Origin of the sequence: Amycolatopsis kentuckyensis (assembly GCF_002155975.1) — a bacterium.
GTDB classification, from domain to species: domain Bacteria; phylum Actinomycetota; class Actinomycetes; order Mycobacteriales; family Pseudonocardiaceae; genus Amycolatopsis; species Amycolatopsis kentuckyensis.
Map to the genome: position 1 here is coordinate 1 of NZ_MUMI01000076.1, position 17,701 is coordinate 17,701.

Annotated in this window: 19 protein-coding genes and 1 pseudogene; 14 read left to right on the plus strand and 6 right to left on the minus strand. The window is 73.9% G+C overall.

The features are described from left to right. A pseudogene (locus tag CCN39_RS08240) lies at positions 1–184 on the plus strand (hypothetical protein); the annotation flags it as partial. Positions 185–343: 159 nt separating this feature from the next. Here CCN39_RS08240 and CCN39_RS08245 read toward each other — a convergent pair. Beyond that, the gene (locus tag CCN39_RS08245) at positions 344–1,573 is read right to left on the minus strand and encodes an MFS transporter (RefSeq protein WP_086839985.1); all 1,230 of its coding nucleotides are present in this window, start codon (positions 1,571–1,573) and stop codon (positions 344–346) included. 81 nt (positions 1,574–1,654) lie between these two features. Between CCN39_RS08245 and pdxR the strand changes: the two genes are divergently transcribed. Then, the gene (gene pdxR, locus CCN39_RS08250; protein ID WP_086839987.1) at positions 1,655–3,067 is read left to right on the plus strand and encodes a MocR-like pyridoxine biosynthesis transcription factor PdxR; all 1,413 of its coding nucleotides are present in this window, start codon (positions 1,655–1,657) and stop codon (positions 3,065–3,067) included. Here pdxR and CCN39_RS08255 read toward each other — a convergent pair. Together CCN39_RS08255 and CCN39_RS08260 are read right to left on the minus strand one after the other, a co-directional pair. After that, positions 2,995–4,428 carry an MFS transporter gene (locus tag CCN39_RS08255; RefSeq protein ID WP_086839989.1) on the minus strand — a complete coding sequence of 478 codons (1,434 nt, stop codon included), beginning with the start codon at positions 4,426–4,428 and terminating at the stop codon, positions 2,995–2,997. The two genes, pdxR and CCN39_RS08255, sit on opposite strands and share 73 nt — an antisense overlap. A 57-nt stretch (positions 4,429–4,485) precedes the next feature. Then, complete coding sequence (locus CCN39_RS08260) at positions 4,486–4,962, minus strand: SRPBCC family protein (RefSeq protein ID WP_167455011.1); 477 nt, start codon at positions 4,960–4,962, stop codon at positions 4,486–4,488. 161 nt (positions 4,963–5,123) lie between these two features. Between CCN39_RS08260 and CCN39_RS08265 the strand changes: the two genes are divergently transcribed. Then, the gene (locus CCN39_RS08265) at positions 5,124–5,639 is read left to right on the plus strand and encodes a bifunctional nuclease family protein (RefSeq protein ID WP_086839993.1); all 516 of its coding nucleotides are present in this window, start codon (positions 5,124–5,126) and stop codon (positions 5,637–5,639) included. A gap of 78 nt (positions 5,640–5,717) precedes the next feature. After that, positions 5,718–6,686: a sigma-70 family RNA polymerase sigma factor gene (locus CCN39_RS08270; protein ID WP_086839995.1), complete on the plus strand. Its 969-nt coding sequence runs from the start codon at positions 5,718–5,720 to the stop codon at positions 6,684–6,686. On the opposite strand, the gene CCN39_RS08275 is transcribed toward CCN39_RS08270, so the two are convergent. After that, the gene (locus tag CCN39_RS08275) at positions 6,650–7,129 is read right to left on the minus strand and encodes a DUF2087 domain-containing protein (RefSeq protein ID WP_086839997.1); all 480 of its coding nucleotides are present in this window, start codon (positions 7,127–7,129) and stop codon (positions 6,650–6,652) included. The two genes, CCN39_RS08270 and CCN39_RS08275, sit on opposite strands and share 37 nt — an antisense overlap. A 69-nt stretch (positions 7,130–7,198) precedes the next feature. On the opposite strand from CCN39_RS08275, the gene CCN39_RS08280 reads away from it, so the two are divergent. The 5 genes from CCN39_RS08280 to CCN39_RS08300 are packed head-to-tail and all read left to right on the plus strand — an operon-like array spanning position 7,199 to position 12,964. After that, on the plus strand, positions 7,199–8,839 hold the full coding sequence (locus tag CCN39_RS08280) for a fatty acyl-AMP ligase (protein ID WP_086839999.1): 1,641 nt from the start codon (positions 7,199–7,201) through the stop codon (positions 8,837–8,839). Then, positions 8,832–9,077, plus strand: coding sequence for an acyl carrier protein (locus CCN39_RS08285; RefSeq protein ID WP_208630174.1), 246 nt, complete (start codon positions 8,832–8,834; stop codon positions 9,075–9,077). The genes CCN39_RS08280 and CCN39_RS08285 overlap by 8 nt, the downstream gene beginning before the upstream one ends. A gap of 1 nt (position 9,078) precedes the next feature. After that, positions 9,079–9,396 (plus strand): hypothetical protein, encoded by a 318-nt coding sequence (locus CCN39_RS08290; protein ID WP_086840000.1) that lies wholly within the window; start codon positions 9,079–9,081, stop codon positions 9,394–9,396. Beyond that, the gene (locus CCN39_RS52570) at positions 9,396–12,596 is read left to right on the plus strand and encodes a WXG100 family type VII secretion target (RefSeq protein WP_086840001.1); all 3,201 of its coding nucleotides are present in this window, start codon (positions 9,396–9,398) and stop codon (positions 12,594–12,596) included. The genes CCN39_RS08290 and CCN39_RS52570 overlap by 1 nt, the downstream gene beginning before the upstream one ends. Before the next feature lie 8 nt (positions 12,597–12,604). Continuing rightward, entirely contained in the window at positions 12,605–12,964 is a 360-nt protein-coding gene (locus tag CCN39_RS08300) for a hypothetical protein (RefSeq protein ID WP_086840003.1), read from the plus strand. Here CCN39_RS08300 and CCN39_RS08305 read toward each other — a convergent pair. Further along, positions 12,948–13,742 (minus strand): class I SAM-dependent methyltransferase, encoded by a 795-nt coding sequence (locus CCN39_RS08305; RefSeq protein WP_086840048.1) that lies wholly within the window; start codon positions 13,740–13,742, stop codon positions 12,948–12,950. The genes CCN39_RS08300 and CCN39_RS08305 overlap by 17 nt on opposite strands. Before the next feature lie 203 nt (positions 13,743–13,945). Between CCN39_RS08305 and CCN39_RS08310 the strand changes: the two genes are divergently transcribed. From CCN39_RS08310 to ligD, 5 genes are read left to right on the plus strand one after another with little or no spacing between them, the layout of a single operon-like run. Next, a complete protein-coding gene (locus tag CCN39_RS08310; RefSeq protein WP_086840005.1) occupies positions 13,946–14,134 on the plus strand; it encodes a hypothetical protein in 189 nt (62 codons plus the stop codon). Continuing rightward, complete coding sequence (locus tag CCN39_RS50070; RefSeq protein WP_158104489.1) at positions 14,134–14,310, plus strand: hypothetical protein; 177 nt, start codon at positions 14,134–14,136, stop codon at positions 14,308–14,310. The genes CCN39_RS08310 and CCN39_RS50070 overlap by 1 nt, the downstream gene beginning before the upstream one ends. 59 nt (positions 14,311–14,369) lie before the next feature. Then, entirely contained in the window at positions 14,370–14,924 is a 555-nt protein-coding gene (locus CCN39_RS08315) for a hemerythrin domain-containing protein (RefSeq protein ID WP_086840007.1), read from the plus strand. A gap of 2 nt (positions 14,925–14,926) precedes the next feature. Then, positions 14,927–15,061 (plus strand): hypothetical protein, encoded by a 135-nt coding sequence (locus CCN39_RS52575; protein ID WP_279629565.1) that lies wholly within the window; start codon positions 14,927–14,929, stop codon positions 15,059–15,061. 17 nt (positions 15,062–15,078) lie between these two features. Further along, positions 15,079–16,656: a non-homologous end-joining DNA ligase gene (ligD, locus tag CCN39_RS08320; RefSeq protein ID WP_086840009.1), complete on the plus strand. Its 1,578-nt coding sequence runs from the start codon at positions 15,079–15,081 to the stop codon at positions 16,654–16,656. Between the two features lie 3 nt (positions 16,657–16,659). Here the strand turns inward: ligD and CCN39_RS08325 are convergent, their stop codons facing one another. Next, positions 16,660–17,601 (minus strand): PfkB family carbohydrate kinase, encoded by a 942-nt coding sequence (locus CCN39_RS08325; protein WP_244210665.1) that lies wholly within the window; start codon positions 17,599–17,601, stop codon positions 16,660–16,662. Positions 17,602–17,701 lie beyond the last annotated feature (100 nt).

Consider the following 17,701-nt stretch of genomic DNA (forward strand, 5'->3'; position numbering starts at 1 on the left):
CCCGGCGGCGCAGGGCTGGACGTACGCGACCTGGCTGGTCGGCCGCGCGGAGGCGCTGGGCGTGGACAAGGTGAGCTTCGCGGGCCGGACGTGGACGGCGGAGTCGGGCGCCTGGGCCGACGATTCGGCCGCGGGCCAGAACCTTTCGCTGCACCAGACCGCGGCGGCCCAGGTCAGCGAGTAGCCGGCCGGGTCGTGGCGGTCCAGGTCGGTGAGTGGCTGGGCGGGTCGTGGTGGCCGAGGTCGGTGAGTGGCTGGGCGGGTCGTGGTGGCCGAGGTCAGTGAGTAGCAGGGCGGGGCGGCCGAGGTCGGTGAGTGGCTGGGCGGGTCGTGGTGGCGCAGGTCAGCGAGTAGCCGGGCGGGTCGCGGCGGCCCAGCGGACCGCCGGGCCCATCGCCCAGCCCGCTCCCGCGAACACCGCGCCCAGCAGGAGCCAGCCCGGGAAGCCCCAGCCGATCACCACCGTGCTCAGCAGCACCGGGCCGACCGCTCGGGCCACCGATGTCCCGCTGCCGAAGAAGCCCTGGTACTCGCCCTGCTTGTCCGCCGGGGCCAGCGCGAAGCCGATCTCCCACGAGCCCGCCGACTGCAGCATCTCGCCGAGCACCTGCACCAGCGCCCCGGCGACGAGCACCGCGAACGCCACCGCCGGCGACGTTCCCAGCGCCGACAGCGCGAACGCCACGCAGGACGCCATCAGCACCACACCCGACCGGCGCACCATCCGCGCCGCCGCATCGAGCGAGGCCAGCCGCCCCGCGACGCGGACCTGCAGGACCACCACCACGACCGTGTTCAGCACGAACAGCGCCGACACCGTGCAGCCCGGCGCCGCGGTGCGTTCGACGATCCACAGCGGGATCGCCACGCTCAGCAGCGGCATGCGCAGCAGCAGGATCGCGTTCAGCAGCGTCACCAGCGCGTAAGGCCGGTCGCGCAGCACCGCGGACTTCGGCGCTCCCGGGCGCGCGGAAGTCCGCGGGACCGCCGGCAGCGCGTGCAGCAGTGCCGCCGTCACCACGAAGGCCGCCGCGTCGAGGACGAACACCGTGAGGTACGCCGAGGCCGTGTCGGCCGACAGTGCGAGGCCGCCGAGCCCGGCGCCGACGGCGAGGCCCGCGTTGCCCGCCGACTGCAGGTGCGCCCGGACGCGCGTCCGCCGCTCGGGGTCGGCGAGCGTGGCCAGCAGCGCCTGGCGGATCGCCGCCAGCCCGGTCTGGCAGCTGCCGTAGAGGCATGCGGCGAGGACGAACGCCACCGGCGAGCGGACGACGAGGAACGCCAGGATCGACGTGGCCGTCGCCAGGGCCAGCAGCACCGCCGAGCCACGGGCGCCGTGGCGGTCGGCGAGGTGCCCGAGCGGCACGCCCGCGACCGAGCCGACCGCCCAGCCGAGGGTGAGCCCGAGGCCCACCTGCGCCGGCGTCAGGCCGGCGATCCGCGTGAAGAACAGCACCGAGCAGGTCAGGAACGCGCCGTCGCCGAGCGAGGCGACCAGCTGGGCGGCGGCGAGCAGGCGGCCGGCCGGCCGGGTCTTCGGACGTTCGGGAAGCCGTTCGAGAAGCGCTGTCATGAGAAGAACGGTAGAGCGCGACTTGGCCCGATCCCAGATCCAATTCCGGCCCATCGGATTGGGCCAATATAAGCTCGCCGGATGGACTTCCACGTCAGCCTGGCCGGCCGCGGCGACCTCAGCGTCCGCATCTACCGCCAGCTGCGCGACGCCGTCCTGGACGGCAGGCTGCGCGCGGGGGAGCGGCTGCCGCCGACGCGGGAACTGGCCCGGCGCCTGGCCGTCTCGCGCAACACCGTCGCGGTCGCCTACGACCGCCTCACCGCCGACGGCTTCCTCACCGGCCGCGTCGGCGCCGGCACGTACGTCTCCGCGGAACTCCCGGCCCCGAAGCCGCGCATGGCCCCCTCGGCGCGGGGGCCGCAACCGAAGGCGGTGTGGCGGTCGCTCCCGTCCCCGGCCGCCGCGACCCCGGACCCGGCGTTCGACTTCCGCGTCGGCATCCCCGACGCCACGCTGTTCCCCCTGGACACCTGGCGGCGCCTGCTCGCGCGGGAACTCCGTGACACCGCCGGGTTCGCGCACTACGCCGAGCCCGGCGGCCACCCCGGGCTGCGCGCGGCGATCGCCCGGCACGTCGGCGTCTCACGGTCGGTGCGGGCCGGGGCCGACGACGTGCTCGTCACCCAGGGCGCCCAGCAGGCCCTCGACCTGCTGGCCCGCGTCCTGCTCGAACCGGGCGACCGGGTCGCCGTCGAGGAGCCGGGCTACCGGATGGCCCGGCTGCTGTTCGCCTCGCACGGCGCCGAAGTCGTCGGAGTACCGGTGGACGGCGAAGGCCTCGACGTCGCCGCGCTGCCTTCGCGCACGAAGCTCGTGTACGTCACGCCGTCGCACCAGTTCCCGCTCGGCACGCCGATGTCGCTCGCCCGGCGCACGGCGCTGCTGGCGTGGGCGGACCGCGCCGGCGCGGTCGTCGTCGAGGACGACTACGACAGCGAATTCCGGTTCTCCGACCGGCCTCTGGAACCCCTGCAGAGCCTGGACCGCGACGGCCGGGTCGCCTACGTCGGATCGTTCTCCAAGACGCTGCTTCCCATGCTGCGTCTGGGTTTCCTGATCGCCCCGGGGTCACTGCGCGACGCGTTGCACCACGCCCGGCAGCTGTCGGGCTGGCACGGCGACCTGCCCGCGCAGGCCGCGCTGGCGGGGTTCATCGACGAAGGCCTGTTCGCCCGCCACCTCCGCCGGGCGACGAAGGTCTACGCGGACCGCCACGAGCGCATCACGGCGACGCTGGAACGGGTTTTCGCCGGCCGGCTCCGCCCGGTGCCCTCGGCGGCGGGCCTGCACCTGTGCGCACTGGCCGAGGACGGGACGGACCTGGAGCCGATCGCGGCCCGCGCGGCCGCGGCCGGCGCGGCGATCCAGACGCTGTCCGACCTCTGCGGCGGTTTCCCGCGCCAGGGCGTCGTCCTCGGCTACGGCTCGATCCCCTTGGCGAGCATCGACGCCGGGCTGGCGGTGCTGGACGGGGCCTGGGGCTCGGCGTAGTGGTCCGTCCGCCGCCGCGCGGCGATCAGCAGGCCGCCGGCGCAGGTGGCCGCCGCCGTCGCCAGGACCACCAGCCAGCCCCGCCGGAAGTCCGCCAGGTCCGGGGTGCCCGCGAAGACCGCGACCAGGACCGCGGTGCCCAGGACCGTGCCGACCTGCCGGGCCGTGTTCACCATCGACGAGCCCGCGCCCCAGCGGGGCGGCGGCAGGACCGTGCCCACCACCCCCGACAGGCTCGGCAGGATCAGCCCGACGCCGAGGCCGGTCAGCAGCTGTCCGGGCAGCATCGCCGCCGCGTAGTCGGGCACCGATCCCATGCGCAGCAACCAGATCAGCACCCCCGCCCCGAACGCGACGCCGCCGAGGGCGACCACCGGGCCCGGCCCGAAGCGGTGCACGAAGCGGCCGCCGAGGATCGACACCGGGACCACCACCAGCGGGCCCGGCGCCAGCGACAGCCCGGCCACCAGGATCGAGTCGTGCCAGATCGACGTCAGGAACAGGACGTTGCCGAACAGCATCGCCGCGAACCCGGCCGCGAAGACGCCGGTCGTCAGGCAGGCCAGCCACAGCGTCGGGACGCGCAAAGCCGGCAGGTCCAGCACCGGTACCGGGTGCCGCGCCGAGCGCAGCGGGACCCAGGCCAGCGCGACGGCGGCCACCGCGAACGCCAGCAGCACCGGCCGCGCGCCCCAGCCGCGGTCGGACGCCTCGACCAGCGCATACGCCAGGGCGCCGACGCCCGCCAGCAGCCCGGCGGCGCCGAGGACGTCCGGGACGCCGGTCGACGTGTCCCGGGACTCGCGCAGCACGCGGGGCCCGGCCAGCAGCGTCACCGCGCAGATCGGCAGGTTCACCAGGAACACCCAGCGCCAGGACGCCTCGACGAGCAGGCCGCCGACCGGCGGGCCGAGGGCCGCGGCCGCCGCGCCGACCGACGCCCAGACGCCGACCGCCATCGGCCGCCGGTGCGGCGGGAAGGCCGTCAGCAGCAGCGCCAGCGACGTCGGCATGACGAGCGCGGCGCCGATCGCCTGCACCGCGCGGAAGGCGATCAGCAGCCCGATCGAGGGCGCGGCCGCGCAGGCGGCCGAGGCGAGGATGAACACCGCGACGCCGGCGAGGAACAGCCGGCGGCGGCCGTAGCGGTCGGCCAGCCGCCCGGCCGGCGCGAGGCAGGCGGCGAACAGCACCGTGTAGCCGTTGAGCACCCACGACAGGGTCGCCAGGTCGTCGCCGGGGAACGCGGCCCGGATGCCGGGGAAGGCGATCGTGACGATGAACGTGTCCAGGCTCGCGAGGAACGCGGCCGTCGAGACGACGAGCAGCACCAGGCCGGGCTTCGGCGGGGCGTGGGTCATGGTCCTCCTAGGTTCGATAAAACAACCTAGCTGGACAGGTAGGTTTCAACAAGAGACTCAGGCGGCTGCGGCGTGTTCCTCCGCCCGGGCCTTCAGCGCCGCGAGGGTGTGCTCGATCGACCGGACGTTGTACCCGGGGCGGTCGGCACGGCCGGTGACCCGCGGCCCCATGAACTTCCGCACCACCCAGCTGCCGATCCGGTACCAGTTCTCGGTGACGGCACAGCCGTCCGCGGCCGGTGCCAGCACGTATTCCCACCGCGAGACCCGCGAGCCGAACGGGGTGCGCACGTCGAAGGCGAACCGGCGGCCCGGCTCGAACGCGACCACCCGCACCCGCGTCCACCACTGCAGCTCGCCGTTGCGGTTGTGGCCGCGGAACCGCGCGCCGAGGGCGGGCCCGGTGCCGTCCAGCCAGCGGCCGCCGACGTTCTCCGGGCTCAGCTCGCCCATCCGCGGCAGGTCGGTGACCCACGACCACACCGTCCCCGGGTCGGCGGAGACGGTCACACTGCGCGAAATCGTCGGTTCCACGCTCCGACGGTGACAGCGGCCGAGGTGGCCGGGCAAGGCACCGGGGCGTAGTCCGCAGCCGAGAAGAGCCCACCCGGGAAAAACCGGCCGCCGGATCGGATTGCGAACCTCCGGTTGTGGGTATTACGCGCGCGGAGCAGTCCCACGACACGGAGGGTGCGGTGGTCGGCGTGATCCCGATCGAAGTGGTGGGAATGGCCGTTCCGGTGCCCGGTGAGGCGCCCCTGATGCTGCTGCGCGAGCCGGAGGGCGCGCGCCGCTGGCTGGCGATCATGATCGGGTACGGCGAGGCCGAGGCCCTGGTGCGCGCGCGGGAACAGATCGCGCAGCCGCGCCCGGGCACGATCGAGCTGCTCGGCGACGTGCTCGCCGCGTTCGGCCAGGGCCTCGCCGCGGTCGAGCTGACCGAGGTGCGGGACGGCATCTTCTACGCCGATCTCGTGCTCGCCTCGGGCACCCGCGTCTCGGCCCGCCCGAGTGACGCCGTCGCGCTCGGCCTGCGGCAGGGCGCGCCCATCCGCGTCGCCGAAGAGGTGCTGGACGTCGCGTCCGTGCAGCTCGAGGTCGAGCAGGAAACCGAGGGGCCGGCCGCCGACGTGCTGGACGCCGAAGCCGAGGTCGAGCGGTTCCGCGCCGAGCTCGACGACCTGCGGCCCGAGGACTTCGGCGACCTGTAGGAACATCTTCTCCCGCCGGCGATGAATTCCGGCGGCGGCGCCGGTACACCCCACCGAAGCCGTCTGAACGGGAGAACGATGCAGGACTTCGCGACGCGCACCGAACCGCACCGGCGTGAGCTGCTGGCGCACTGCTACCGCATGCTCGGCTCGGTGCACGAAGCCGAGGACCTGGTGCAGGACACGCTGGTCCGCGCCTGGAAGGCGTGGGACGGCTACGACCCGGCCCGGGCGTCGGTGCGCACCTGGCTCTACCGGATCGCCACCAACGCCTGCCTCACCGCGCTGGAAGGCCGAGCCCGGCGGCCGCTGCCGTCCGGGCTCGGCGGCCCGAGCGAAGACCCGGGCGCGCCGCTGACGCCGTCGTTCGAGATCCCCTGGCTGCACCCGTTCCCGGACGCCCGCCTCGACGACCCGGGTCGCCACCTCGCCCGCCGCGGCACGCTCCGGCTGGCCCTGCTGGCGGCGATGCAGACGCTGCCGCCGAAGCAGCGCGCGGTGCTGATCCTGCGGGACGTCCTGGAGTTCAGCGCGGCGGAGGTGGCCGGCTTCCTCGACACGACGCCGGCCGCGGTCAACAGCGCCCTGCAGCGCGCCCGCGCGGGGCTCGGCGGCCTGTCGGCGGACGAGGTGCCCGAACCGGACGACACCGCGGTCGAAGCGGTGCTGGACCGCTACGTGCGCGCCTTCGAACGCGCCGACGTCGCCGGGCTGGTCGAGCTGCTCACCGACGACGTCGTGATGGAGATGCCGCCGGTCCCGCTGTGGTTCCGCGGCCCCGAGGACTACGGCCGGTTCCTGGAGCGCGTGTTCGCGATGCGCGGCCCCGGCTGGCGCATGACGCGCGCGAGCGCCAACGGCCAGCCCGCCCTCGTGGCGTACTGCCGCGACGACACCGGGGCGTACCGGCTGCACACGCTGCAGGTGTTCACCGTGCGCGGCGGGCGGATCGCGCACAACGTCGTGTTCGCCGACCCCGGCGTCCTGGCGCTGTTCGACCTCCCCGCGACTCAGCCGGCGGCGCGGGCTTCCGAGGGACGGCCGTAAGCGCCGCCGTCGTTGCTGCGTTGCAGGAGGCCTTCGTCGACCAGGTAACGGCGGAGGGTCGCGTGGTCGTCGTGGACCATCGAGAGCTTCTCGCGGACGTCCTGCTCGGTGTAGAGCCGGCCCGGTTCGAAGCGGTCGGCCAGGTACGCCAGCAGCAGCTGCCGCCGCCGGCCCGAGTGCGGGATCGAAACGAGCCGCCCGTGGCGGAAGAGCGCGTCGAGCGGATCGACCGGGGCCTTGGCGAGCGCGTCGCGGAACACCGACGGCACGGCCCGGTAGCGGCCACCGGCCTCGGTGACGAGTCCGGCGTCGACGAGCCGCTTCGCGAGCTTGGCCGGAGCGTGGGACGCTTCGAGCCCGTCGGGGGCGGTGCAGATGCGGGCGAAGAGCTGCAGCCGGTCTTCGTCCGCGAGAGCGGAGACCAGCGCTTCCGGTACGGCCATGGTCTGCGACCGTACCCGCGCTCGCCCCGGGGGTGAACCGGGTTTCCGAAGGCCGGTAGGTTGCCCGGCGTGCCCCGTCCGACCGCGCCGGTGACCGTCCCCGAGGCGGTGCTGCGCGTCTCGATCGTGGACCGCCTGTTCGCCCGCGCGGACGACGATCGGCCGTTGTTCACCCACCAGGACCACACGCGCCACGCGGAGCACACGTGGACGTGGGCGGAGTTCGCCGCGCGGGTCCGCGTGGTGGCCGGTGAGCTGCGGCGGGTGGCCGAGCCGGGGGAGCGCGTCGCGATCCTCGCCGGCCAGGAGCTCGCCTATCCGCTGGCGTTCTTCGGCGCGCTGGCCGCCGGGCTGATCGCCGTCCCGCTGATGGTGCCCTCGAGTCCCGCGCAGGAGGGGCGGCTCTCCGGCGTCCTCGCCGACTGCGGCGCGCGGGTGTGGCTGACGTCGTCGGCCGCGGTGGCGCGCCTGCCCGCGCACGAGCACGTCGTGGTGGTCGACGACCTCACCGGGCCCGGCGCCGATCCGGTGCCGGTGGCCCCGGACAGCCCGGCCTACCTGCAGTACACGTCCGGATCGACCCGCGAGCCCGCCGGTGCCGTGATCCCGCACCGCGCGATCGTCGCCGCCTGCTGGCAGGGCAGTCTCGCCTACGGCGTCGACGAGGGCACGACCTGCGCCGGCTGGATCCCGTTCTTCCACGACATGGGCCTGATCCAGCTGCTGTGCCTGCCGGTCTATGCCGGCGGGCGGTCGGTGTTCATGGCCCCGGCCGAGTTCGTGCACCGGCCGGCGCGGTGGCTGCGGCAGCTGGCGGAGTACCCCGCGGTGTTCACCGCCGCGCCGAACTTCGCCTACGACCTCGCCGCCGACGCCGACACCGGCGAAGACCTCGACCTGTCGGACGTCCGGGTCGCGCTCAACGGCAGCGAACCCGTCCGGCCGCGCACGATCGAGCGGTTCCACGAGGTGTTCGGGCCCCGCGGCTTTCCGCGCGCGGCGCACCGGCCGTCGTACGGGCTCGCCGAAGCCACGGTGTACGTCGCGAGCGCGGGCGAGGAAGGGCCGCGCGGCGCGGAGTTCGACCGCGAAGCCCTCGCGCAGGGCCGGGCCGTCGAAACCGAAGGCGGCCAGGAACTCGTGTCGGTCGGACGTCCCGTCGGGCAGCTGGTCCGGATCGTCCAGGACGGCCGGGAGCAGCCCGAAGGCCTGGTCGGCGAGATCTGGGTGCACGGCCCGAACGTCGCCACCGGCTACTGGGGCCGCGGCGACGCGACCGCGTTCGGGGCCACGCTCGGCGACCTCGGCGGCTGGCTGCGCACCGGCGACCTCGGCGTCGTGCACCGCGGCGACCTGTACGTCACCGGACGGCTCAAGGACCTCATCGTCGTCGACGGCCGCAACTTCCACCCGCAGGACATCGAAGCGGCGGCCGGGGAGGCCCACCCGGCGGTCCGCCGCGACCGCGTCGCCGCGTTCGGCGTCACGGACTCCGGCGGCGAGGGCGCGGTGGTGGTGGCCGAGCGGGCGCGCGGCGTCGAAGCCGACGACCGGGAGGTGACCCGCGCGGTGCTGCGCGCGGTGTCGCGCGAACACGGTCTGACGCTGCGCGCGGTACGTCTGGTCCCTTCCGGTGGACTTCCGCGCACATCGAGCGGCAAAGTCGCCCGGTCCGCCGCGAAGGCACGTTATGGTGACGACTGTGGGTGATCACCGCGCCGAGGTCACGAAGGTCGTCTGCGACACCTTCCGGCTCGACCCGGCTCTCGTCGAGCCCGACGCGCCCCTGGAGGAGCTGGGCATCGACTCGAAGGGGCGGATCAAGCTGCTGGCGGCGCTGGAGATCTATTACGGGGTGACGATCGACCTGGACCGGCTCGACCGGTTCACCGACGTGGGGTCCGTGGCCGAAGTGCTCGCGGACGCACTGGGAAGCGAGAGGCGCTGAGATGAGCGGCGGGGGGTACACCGCGACGACCGAGGCGTTGTCGACGGCGTCCAAGACCATCGGTGACCTGGCGGAACACTTGCTGGACGACAACCCGGACCTGCAGACGCCGCAGGTGACGGCGGAGAAGTTCGGCCGGGCGCACGGGGCCCACGCGACCAAGTACACCGCCGGCGCGCAGGCGCTGTGGGCCGCGGTTTCCGGCTACAGCAGCACTCTCGGCTCGTTCGGCACGAACCTCGGCACCGCCGGGTCGAGCTACAGCGCCAACGAGGACACCCAGGCGGGCACGATCACGAACGCCGGGGGCGCGCTCTGATGGCCGAGAAGAAGAAGTGGTCCGACGTCAAGGCGATCCTGGACGACCCGAGCGTTCCGCCGGGGCAGAAGAGCGCGCTGATCAGCAGCTGGCTGCGGGAAAACCCGCCACCGCCGCCGTTCCTGGCCGACCAGGAGCCGGACGAGATCAAGCAGAAGCGGCAGGAAGCCGACAAGTACGCGCACGCGTTCAACGCGAACCCGCTGTTCGCCGGCCAGTCGGTCGACGAGGCCTACGACAAGGCGAAGAAGAGCGGCGACCAGAACAGCTACAACGAGGACCAGGAGAAGAAGGCCGTCGACGACGGCAAGAAGAAGCTCGACGAGACGAAGCCGCCCGCGGCCGACAGCACCTCCGGGACCAAGACGTCCGACGAGATCTTCGACGCGGCCGCGCCGGCGCTCAAGCTGTTCGAGACGTTCGGGTCGCTGCTGGCGAAGATCCCGGCCGACTGCCGCGGCAACACCCGCGCGCTCGACCTCGACAAGGACATCCGCACGCCGTTCGACGAGCAGCGGGGGATCAGTTTCGCGGACTTCGTCGCCGACGCCGGGCACTTCAAGCGCGGCTCGGAGACGATCGACCGGACGCTCGAGGACACCGGTTCGCAGCTGGGCACCCTGTTCGGCAGCTGGAGCGGCGCGGGTGCCGATGCCGCGTCGGACACGTACAACGACAAGATCCAGCCCAAGGCGGCGAAGCTGTCCCAGACGCTCGGCACCGCGAGCGAGGCGACGCTGAGCACGGCCACCACGGTGTTCCAGCTGTGCAAGGGCAAGGCCGACGCGGTCATCGGGATGTACACCGACCTGGTCGGCAAGGCCGACTACACGATGGCGCAGAAGGTCGTCGCCGTCGCCAACGGTGAGCACGGCAACGAGCAGGACCTGGCCCAGATCGCGGGCTGGATGGACCTCAACTTCGGGACCAACCTGGTCAAGACGCTCAACGACCAGGGCTGCTGCGACGGCGACGAGATCAAGAAGCACGGCCAGGACCTCGCCAAGCAGTGGGTGCAGAACCAGTTCAACCCGGACATGTGGGACCGGCTGTACCAGGGGTTCGCGAAGACCTGCAAGGACACGAAGGACCTGGTCGACCAGGCGTACGACGCGCTCGACAAGGTGATGGGCGGGATCCGGAACGAGTTCGAGGGCGTTTCGCTGCCCGGCGGGCCGGGTTCGGCGGGCGGCCCGGGTGGTCCTGGAGGCGGGGCCGGTTCGGGTTCGGGCGGCTCCGGTGCCGCTGGTGGCTCCGGCGGCGGCCCCGGTGGTTCCGGCGGCGGTGCGGGCGGTTCCGGTTCTGGGTCTGGTGGCTCGGGTTCCGGTTCGGGCGGCTCGGGATCCGGTTCGGGTGGCGCCGGCGGGCCGGTGCCGTCGATTCCCGAGACGGATTCGGGGTCCGGTGCGCCCGGTGGGGGTGCCGGGTCCGGTGGCGGCTCGGGCACCGACCTGCCGAGCGGCGCGGGCGCCGGAAGCGGCTCGGGCGGTGGCTCCGGGACGGGCGGCGGTTCGGTGCCGCCGATCCCGGACGGGTCCACGCCGTCCGGCGGCGGCGCGGGCGGTGGCTCGGGCTCGTCCGGCGGCCAGGACGACGGCGCGGCCGCGGCGGAGGCGGCCAAGCAACAGGCGGCGCAGGAGGCCGAGGCGGCCAAGCAGAAGGCCGCGGAGGCGTTGAAGGAGTTCAGCGGCCCGGGCATCCAGACGGAGTCCGGCGCCGGCGCCGGACTCGGTTCGGGTGGCGGCGGCTCGGGTTCGGGTGGCGGCCCGGGATCCGACGGCACGACACCGTCTTCGATGACGCCGCCGTCCGACAGCGGCCAGGACGCGGCGGCCGCGGCCGCCGAAGCGGCCAAGAAGAAGGCCGCCGACGCCCTCAAGGAGTTCAGCGGTCCGGGCATCGAGACGGAGTCCGGCGGCGGTGCGGGCTCGGGCGGCGGTGACTCGGGTTCGGGTTCGGGTGAGGACGGCAAGGCCGGGGCCGAGCAGGCCGCGGAGGAAGCGAAGAAGAAGGCCGCCGACGCCCTCAAGGAGTTCAGCGGCCCGGGCATCGAAACGGAGTCCGGCGGCGGTGCGGGCTCGGGCGGCGGTGACTCGGGTTCGGGTTCGGGTGAGGACGGCAAGGCCGGGGCCGAGCAGGCCGCGGAGGAAGCGAAGAAGAAGGCCGCCGACGCCCTGAAGGAATTCGGCGGCCCGGGCATCGAGACGGATCCGGACGGCAAGCCCGACAGCCTCCTCGGCGACGACAAGGGCGACGACGACCGGGACGTCCTGAAGGTCAAGCAGGGCGACAAGACCTTCGAGATGACCGAGCCGGACCACGACGGCAAGATGGACATCAAGGTCGGCGACGGACCGGGCGACCCGAAGGACTTCAAGCTCGACTGGTCCGAAGCCAAGCCCACCGACGGTCCACAAGGGACGGACACCGACACGTACCGCCCGGGCCCCGACGGCAAGATCCACATCCGCGACGGCGGCGTCGAGATCACGGCAGAGCGCCCCGACGGCCCGGACGGCCCCACCGTGGTCACGGTCGACGACGGCAAGGGCACCCCGACGACGTACACGCTGGGCGAGGACGAAAAGCCGGACAGCGCCCTCGGCGACACCCCCGCGAAGCAGCTCGACGACCTGCCCACCCACCGGGGCACCCTCACGGACCTCGCGCCCCACGACGGCGGCGATGGCCCCGGCCACCCGGGCTCCGACCACTCGGGCTCCGACCACCGTGGCGACTCCGGCGGCCCGGGCTCGCACCACGCCGGCGGCTCGGACCACCCCGCCGGCGACGGTTCCGCAGGCGGCGGGAGCGGCTCCCACGGCGGCGGTGGCGGCGCACACCCCGCAGGCATCGGTGGCGGTTCCCCCGGCTTCTCCGGCGCCGGCTTCGACCCCTCCGGCCTCGGTGAATCACCCGTCTCCGGCGGTGCCCACACCGGTGCCGGCGTCGCCCAGCCGCAGCCCGCGTTCGCGTCGGCGGCCGGCGCGTCCGGGGCCACCGGCGCGGCCGGCTCCTCGATGTCCGGCATGCCCGGCATGGGCGCCATGGGCGGCGCCCAGGGCGGCGGGGGCGACACCGAACGCCGTGCCCCCGCCTACCGCATCGAAGGCGCCGTCTTCGACAACCTCGGCGAGCCCGGGCGGCGGATCATCGGCTCCCTCGACGACGAAGACCCGCCGTCCGCCCGGACCTGGTAGGAGGACGCATGACCGACATCGCCGGCATGAAAGCCGAGCTCGACGGCCTCGTGCGCGAACAGGCCGATCGCCGTGCCCTGCGCGAACAGCAGGGCGAGGAGATCAAGGCCCGCTCCCACGAGTACATGACCAAGCAGGTCCAGGCGGCCGAGCGGTACGTCCAGCACGTCCGCGAAATGGCCCAGCGCAAGACGAAGTCCGGCTGGAGCACCGACCGGTCGCACGCCGAACCGGCGTCCGCCTTCGACGCGGAGGCGTACTCCGCAGGGTTCGAACCGGCGTCGCGGCCCGTGCGGGACGAACCGCGGCCCGCCCGCCGGCCCCGGGCCGTCGTCGAAGAGGACGAGGACTTCAACAACCCCTGGTGAACCACAGGTCGACGGCGAGTTCGGGCAGCCGCACGGTGAACGTCTCCGCCGGGGCCAGCCGCCGCCGCAGCTCCGCCTCGAACTCGGGCCGCCGCTCGCCGAACAGGTGCGGGGCCGAGCTCGACAGCGAGAACACCCCGGCGACGACCTCGTCGACCGTGCGGGTGACGACCGGCCCCGGCACCTCGAACCGCCGCGGGCCGTGGAAGCCCGCCGCGCGGTAGACCGCCGCCTCGCTGCCCGGCGTGCCGTCCGGCAGCGAACCGCGCCCGGCGCGCCGCACCGGGCCGAGGTATTCGCGCACCAGCTCCGGGATCGCGGGGTCGACGATCTCGTGCGTTGACGCGTGCACGTGGGCGCAGACCCCGTCCGGGGCCAGCATTCCGCGCACCGTGGCGGCGACGCGGGGCCGGTCGAGCCAGTGGAACGACTGCGCGAAGGTGACCACCCGGAACCGCCCCAGCCCGGCGGGCAGGTCCTCCGCACGCCGGTGCACCCACCGGCAGTTCCCGATGCCCGCGTCCGCCGCGAGCCGGCCCGCTTCGGCGAGCATGTCCGCGTCGGCGTCGAGCCCGACGGCTTCCTCGAACGATCCGGCCAGCAGCAGCGTCAGCGACCCCGGTCCGCAGCCGACGTCGAGCAGCCGTCCCGACCCGTCCAGCCCGAGCTCGGCGGCGAAGGCCGTGGCGAGTTCCGCGGGATACGCCGCGCGGCCCCGCGCGTAGTACCGCGCGCTGCCCGAATAGAGGGACGGGTCCCATTCCCACGCGTCGGTCACGCCCTCAGCGTAGATGTGGACCACGCCCTGGTACCGCGCGCCGATCGGACGGCGGCCGGGCACCGCGGTGTGGCCGGCCGGAGGAGGGCTCGCCGGGAGTTGAACCCGGGCCACTCCACCGGGTTCGGTGAGGGTGTGAAACCCGGCGCGGCGGGGTATCCGGTCGCGTTCGTTTCGCCGCCGACCGAGCCGGAGGTCTTCCGATGCCCGTGCGCACCGCCACCCCGCCCGCCCATGACGTCGTCGGCCTGGCGCTGGAAGTCCTTGCCGCGCAAGGACTCAGCCGTCCGGCCGCGCACGCCGCCCTGGTCTCCATGGCGAAGGAAAGAGGCCTGACCGTGGCGCGGTGCGCCGCGCTCGTCGTGGCCGCCGTCGACGGGCAGGTGGGCTGATGGCCTTCGCCGCCCGGACCGGCCATGAAGACACCGCCTCGATCGGCGGGGGCGTGCTGCTCGCCGTCGGGCTCGTCGTCGCCTTCTTCGGCTGGTGGTCCTGGTGGACCGTCGCCGGGCTCGCCGTGGCCGCCGCCGGCGCGCTGTGGCTCACTGTCGCCCGCCGCGACGAGTAACCCGTCCCGGACGGGGAACGCCGCTTCCGACCGAGCAAGCAGCCAGGAGGAGGCCGTTCATGGCGGAGCACGAAGAGGACGTCATCGAGGTGCTGCAGCGGCAGCACCGGGAGATCCGCGAGCTGTTCGCCGCGCTGGAAACCGCGGACGGCGACCGGCGGCGCGACCTGTTCCACGACCTCGTGCGGCTGCTGGCCGTGCACGAGACGGCGGAGGAACTGGTCGTGCACCCCGAGATCCGCGACCTCGAACCCGCGGCGGTGCCCGTCGTCGAGGCACGGCTGGGCGAGGAACACCGGGCCAAGGAACTGCTGACCACCCTGCAGAAGATGAGCCCGGAAGCGGACGGCTTCGACACCCTGCTCGTCCAGCTGCGCGACGACGTCCTCGCGCACGCCGAGCACGAAGAGCGCGAGGAGTTCCCGCTGCTGCGCAAGCACCGCCCGCCGGAGCGGCTGCGCGCGATGGCCGCGACCGTCAAGGTGGCCGAAGCGGTCGGGCCGACCCGCCCGCACCCCGGCGTCGAGAGCGCGAAGGCGAACCTGCTGCTGGGCCCGCCCGCGGCGATCATGGACCGGGCCCGCGACCTCATCCGCGGCGCGCTGGGCGGCTGACCGTGACCGAGCCCGACGACGACGTCATCGATCCGGAGGAATTCGCCGAGGAAGCCGGTATCGACCCGACGGCGCAGGAGGTCGCCGAATACGAGGAGCTGGCGAAGAAGAACCCGCCCTGGTCGGCGCCGGACTGAGTGGGTACTCCCGGACCATGGCAGCAGACCCGGCCCGCAAACTGCGGCGCTACCAGGAGATGCGCGACTTCGACCGGACCGCGGAGCCGGCCGGCGGGGCCGCCGGTCCGGACGGCCACCGGTTCGTCGTGCAGCGGCACCGGGCGCGCCGGCTGCACTACGACTTCCGCCTGGAACTCGACGGCGTGCTGGTCAGCTGGGCGGTGCCGAAGGGCCCCACGCTGGACCCGAAGGCCCGCCGGCTGGCGGTGCACGTCGAAGATCACCCGATCGAGTACGCCGGGTTCGAGGGGGTCATCCCGCGCGGCGAGTACGGCGGCGGGGACGTCATCGTCTGGGACCGCGGCGTCTGGCGGCCGGTCGAACCCGATCCGGCCCGCGCGATCGAGGCCGGGACGCTGCACTTCGACCTCGAGGGCGAGAAGCTGGCCGGGCGGTTCGTCCTCGTCCGCACCAGCCGCGGCGAGAAGGACCAGTGGTTCCTCCTGCACAAGCAGGACGAGCACGCGCAGGCCGGCTGGGACGCCGAAGACCACCCACGCTCGGTGAAGAGCGGCCGCACCAACGACGAGGTCGCGGCCGCTCCCGACGCCCTGTGGCACGGCGACCGCCCGGCCGCGGAGGCGGAGGAATCCGTCGGCGGCTGGCAGGCCCCGACCGAGGACGAACTGGCCGCCCTCGACGCCCTGGGTGCGAAGGGCCGGTGGTCGGTGGCGGGCCGCGAGCTGGCCCTGACCAACCTGGACAAGGTGCTCTTCCCCGCGGCTGGCGGCGGCGAGTCCGTCACCAAACGGGACCTCATCCGGTACTACGTCACCGTCGGGCCGGCGATGCTGCCGTACCTGGCCGGCCGCCCGCTCAACACCCACCGGTTCCCGCAGGGCGTCACCGAACCGGGCTTCTGGCAGAAGGAGGTCCCGCAGCACGCGCCCGACTGGCTGACGACCTGGCGCAACGAACGCGCCGGCCCGGGGGAGAGCCGGCGGTACGTGGTCGCCGACAGCGTCGCGACGCTGGCCTGGCTGGCGAACTACGGCGCCCTGGAGCTGCACGCCTGGACCTCCCGCGCCGCCGACGTCGACCACCCGACGTGGGTGCTGTTCGACATCGACCCCGGCCCGGAGACGACGTTCGACGAGGTCCTGGAGCTGGCGCGGCTGCACCGCACCGCGCTCGAGCACCTCGGCCTCACCGGCCGCCCCAAGGTGACCGGGCAGCGCGGCGTCCAGGTCTGGGTGCCGATCGCGCCGCACTGCACCTTCGAGCAGACGCGCACGTGGGCGGAAACGGTGTCCCGGACGATCGGGCGGGTGCTGCCCGACCTGGTCAGCTGGGCCTGGACCAAGGACAAGCGCCGCGGCCGCGCCCGGCTCGACTACACGCAGAACGTGCTGAACAAGACGCTCGTCGCGCCCTACAGCGTCCGGCCGCGGCCCGGTGCGCCGGTTTCGGTGCCGCTGGAGTGGGACGAGCTGGACGACCCGCGGCTCGTGCCCGACCGGTGGACGATCCGGGACGTCCCGGGCCGCCTGGCCGAGCGCGGCGACCCGTTCTCGGTGCTCCTGGGGCTCGAACAGAAGCTGCCGGGCCTGTAGCCCTCAGGCCTGGACGGTTTCCAGCTCCCGCGGCTGCAGCCGGTCGAGTTCGGCGCGCGACAGGTGCGGGCGCCCGCCCGCGTGCCCGGTCGTCGCCGCGGCGGCCGCCACGGCCAGGCTCGCCGCGGTCTCCAGCGGGCGGCGGCGGGTCAGCGCCGCGGTCAGGGTGGCGACGAGCGCGTCACCGGCGCCGGTCGGGTCGACGACGTCGGTCTCGACGTCCGGCACGAACCAGGTGCCCTCCGGTCCGGCGAACAGGTTGCCCTGCCCGGAAACCTCCAGCACGACCAGGGACGGCCCGCGCCGCCGGAGCTCCGCGGCGGCGCGCGCGGCCGCGGCGACTTCGTCCACCGGCTGCCCGGTGAGGAGCTCGGCTTCGTGGCCGTCGGCGCGCACGACGTCGGCGAGGGCGAGCAGATCGGACGTCAGCGCGTCGTCCTGCGGTGCGCCGTCCAGCACGACCCTGGTGCCCGCCGTGTGCGCCAGCCGGGCCGCCAGCAGGGCCACCGGCGCGGGCTGCTGCAGCTGGACGATGAGGGAGGCGGCGGCCGAGATCGGCGCGGACGCGGCGAAGACGTCGTTCTCGGTGAGCAGTGTTTCCTCCGGCACGTGCTCGAGGTAGCGGCGCCGGCCGTGGTCCTCGACGACGTCGACCAGCAGCGCGGTCTCGGTGCCCGCCCGGCGGATCACGTGCGAGGTGCCGATCCGGTCGGCCCGGGCCTGGGCGAGCAGCGCGTCCCCGGTGCGGTCGCGGCCGACGACGCCGACCAGCGACACCGACATCCCGAGCTGGCTCAGCGCCACGGCCTGGTTGGCGCCCTTCCCGCCGAGCAGCTCCTGCCGGTGCCGCACGGGCGCCGAAGAATCCGCGTCGGGCGCGTCCGGGACCTCGATCACCAGGTCGCGGGCGATCTGCCCGGCGACGACGACTTCGCTGAACATCATCGGGACCACCGGTGGGTCATGGCGCCTCCTCGGATCACCGTTCGGCTACCCCGCACGCGCCGCCGGGTAAACCGCTCGTTCGGGTCGGGGATTGCCGGGC

What these genes read in the sequence shown, in the direction of transcription:
- CCN39_RS08245 (WP_086839985.1), bottom strand. Translation starts at nt 1,573, where the DNA reads ATGACAGCGCTTCTCGAACGGCTTCCCGAACGTCCGAAGACCCGGCCG.
- pdxR (WP_086839987.1), top strand. Translation starts at nt 1,655, where the DNA reads ATGGACTTCCACGTCAGCCTGGCCGGCCGCGGCGACCTCAGCGTCCGC.
- CCN39_RS08255 (WP_086839989.1), bottom strand. Translation starts at nt 4,428, where the DNA reads ATGACCCACGCCCCGCCGAAGCCCGGCCTGGTGCTGCTCGTCGTCTCG.
- CCN39_RS08270 (WP_086839995.1), top strand. Translation starts at nt 5,718, where the DNA reads ATGCAGGACTTCGCGACGCGCACCGAACCGCACCGGCGTGAGCTGCTG.
- CCN39_RS08275 (WP_086839997.1), bottom strand. Translation starts at nt 7,129, where the DNA reads ATGGCCGTACCGGAAGCGCTGGTCTCCGCTCTCGCGGACGAAGACCGG.
- CCN39_RS08290 (WP_086840000.1), top strand. Translation starts at nt 9,079, where the DNA reads ATGAGCGGCGGGGGGTACACCGCGACGACCGAGGCGTTGTCGACGGCG.
- CCN39_RS52570 (WP_086840001.1), top strand. Translation starts at nt 9,396, where the DNA reads ATGGCCGAGAAGAAGAAGTGGTCCGACGTCAAGGCGATCCTGGACGAC.
- CCN39_RS08300 (WP_086840003.1), top strand. Translation starts at nt 12,605, where the DNA reads ATGACCGACATCGCCGGCATGAAAGCCGAGCTCGACGGCCTCGTGCGC.
- CCN39_RS08310 (WP_086840005.1), top strand. Translation starts at nt 13,946, where the DNA reads ATGCCCGTGCGCACCGCCACCCCGCCCGCCCATGACGTCGTCGGCCTG.
- CCN39_RS50070 (WP_158104489.1), top strand. Translation starts at nt 14,134, where the DNA reads ATGGCCTTCGCCGCCCGGACCGGCCATGAAGACACCGCCTCGATCGGC.
- CCN39_RS08315 (WP_086840007.1), top strand. Translation starts at nt 14,370, where the DNA reads ATGGCGGAGCACGAAGAGGACGTCATCGAGGTGCTGCAGCGGCAGCAC.
- ligD (WP_086840009.1), top strand. Translation starts at nt 15,079, where the DNA reads ATGGCAGCAGACCCGGCCCGCAAACTGCGGCGCTACCAGGAGATGCGC.
- CCN39_RS08325 (WP_244210665.1), bottom strand. Translation starts at nt 17,601, where the DNA reads ATGATGTTCAGCGAAGTCGTCGTCGCCGGGCAGATCGCCCGCGACCTG.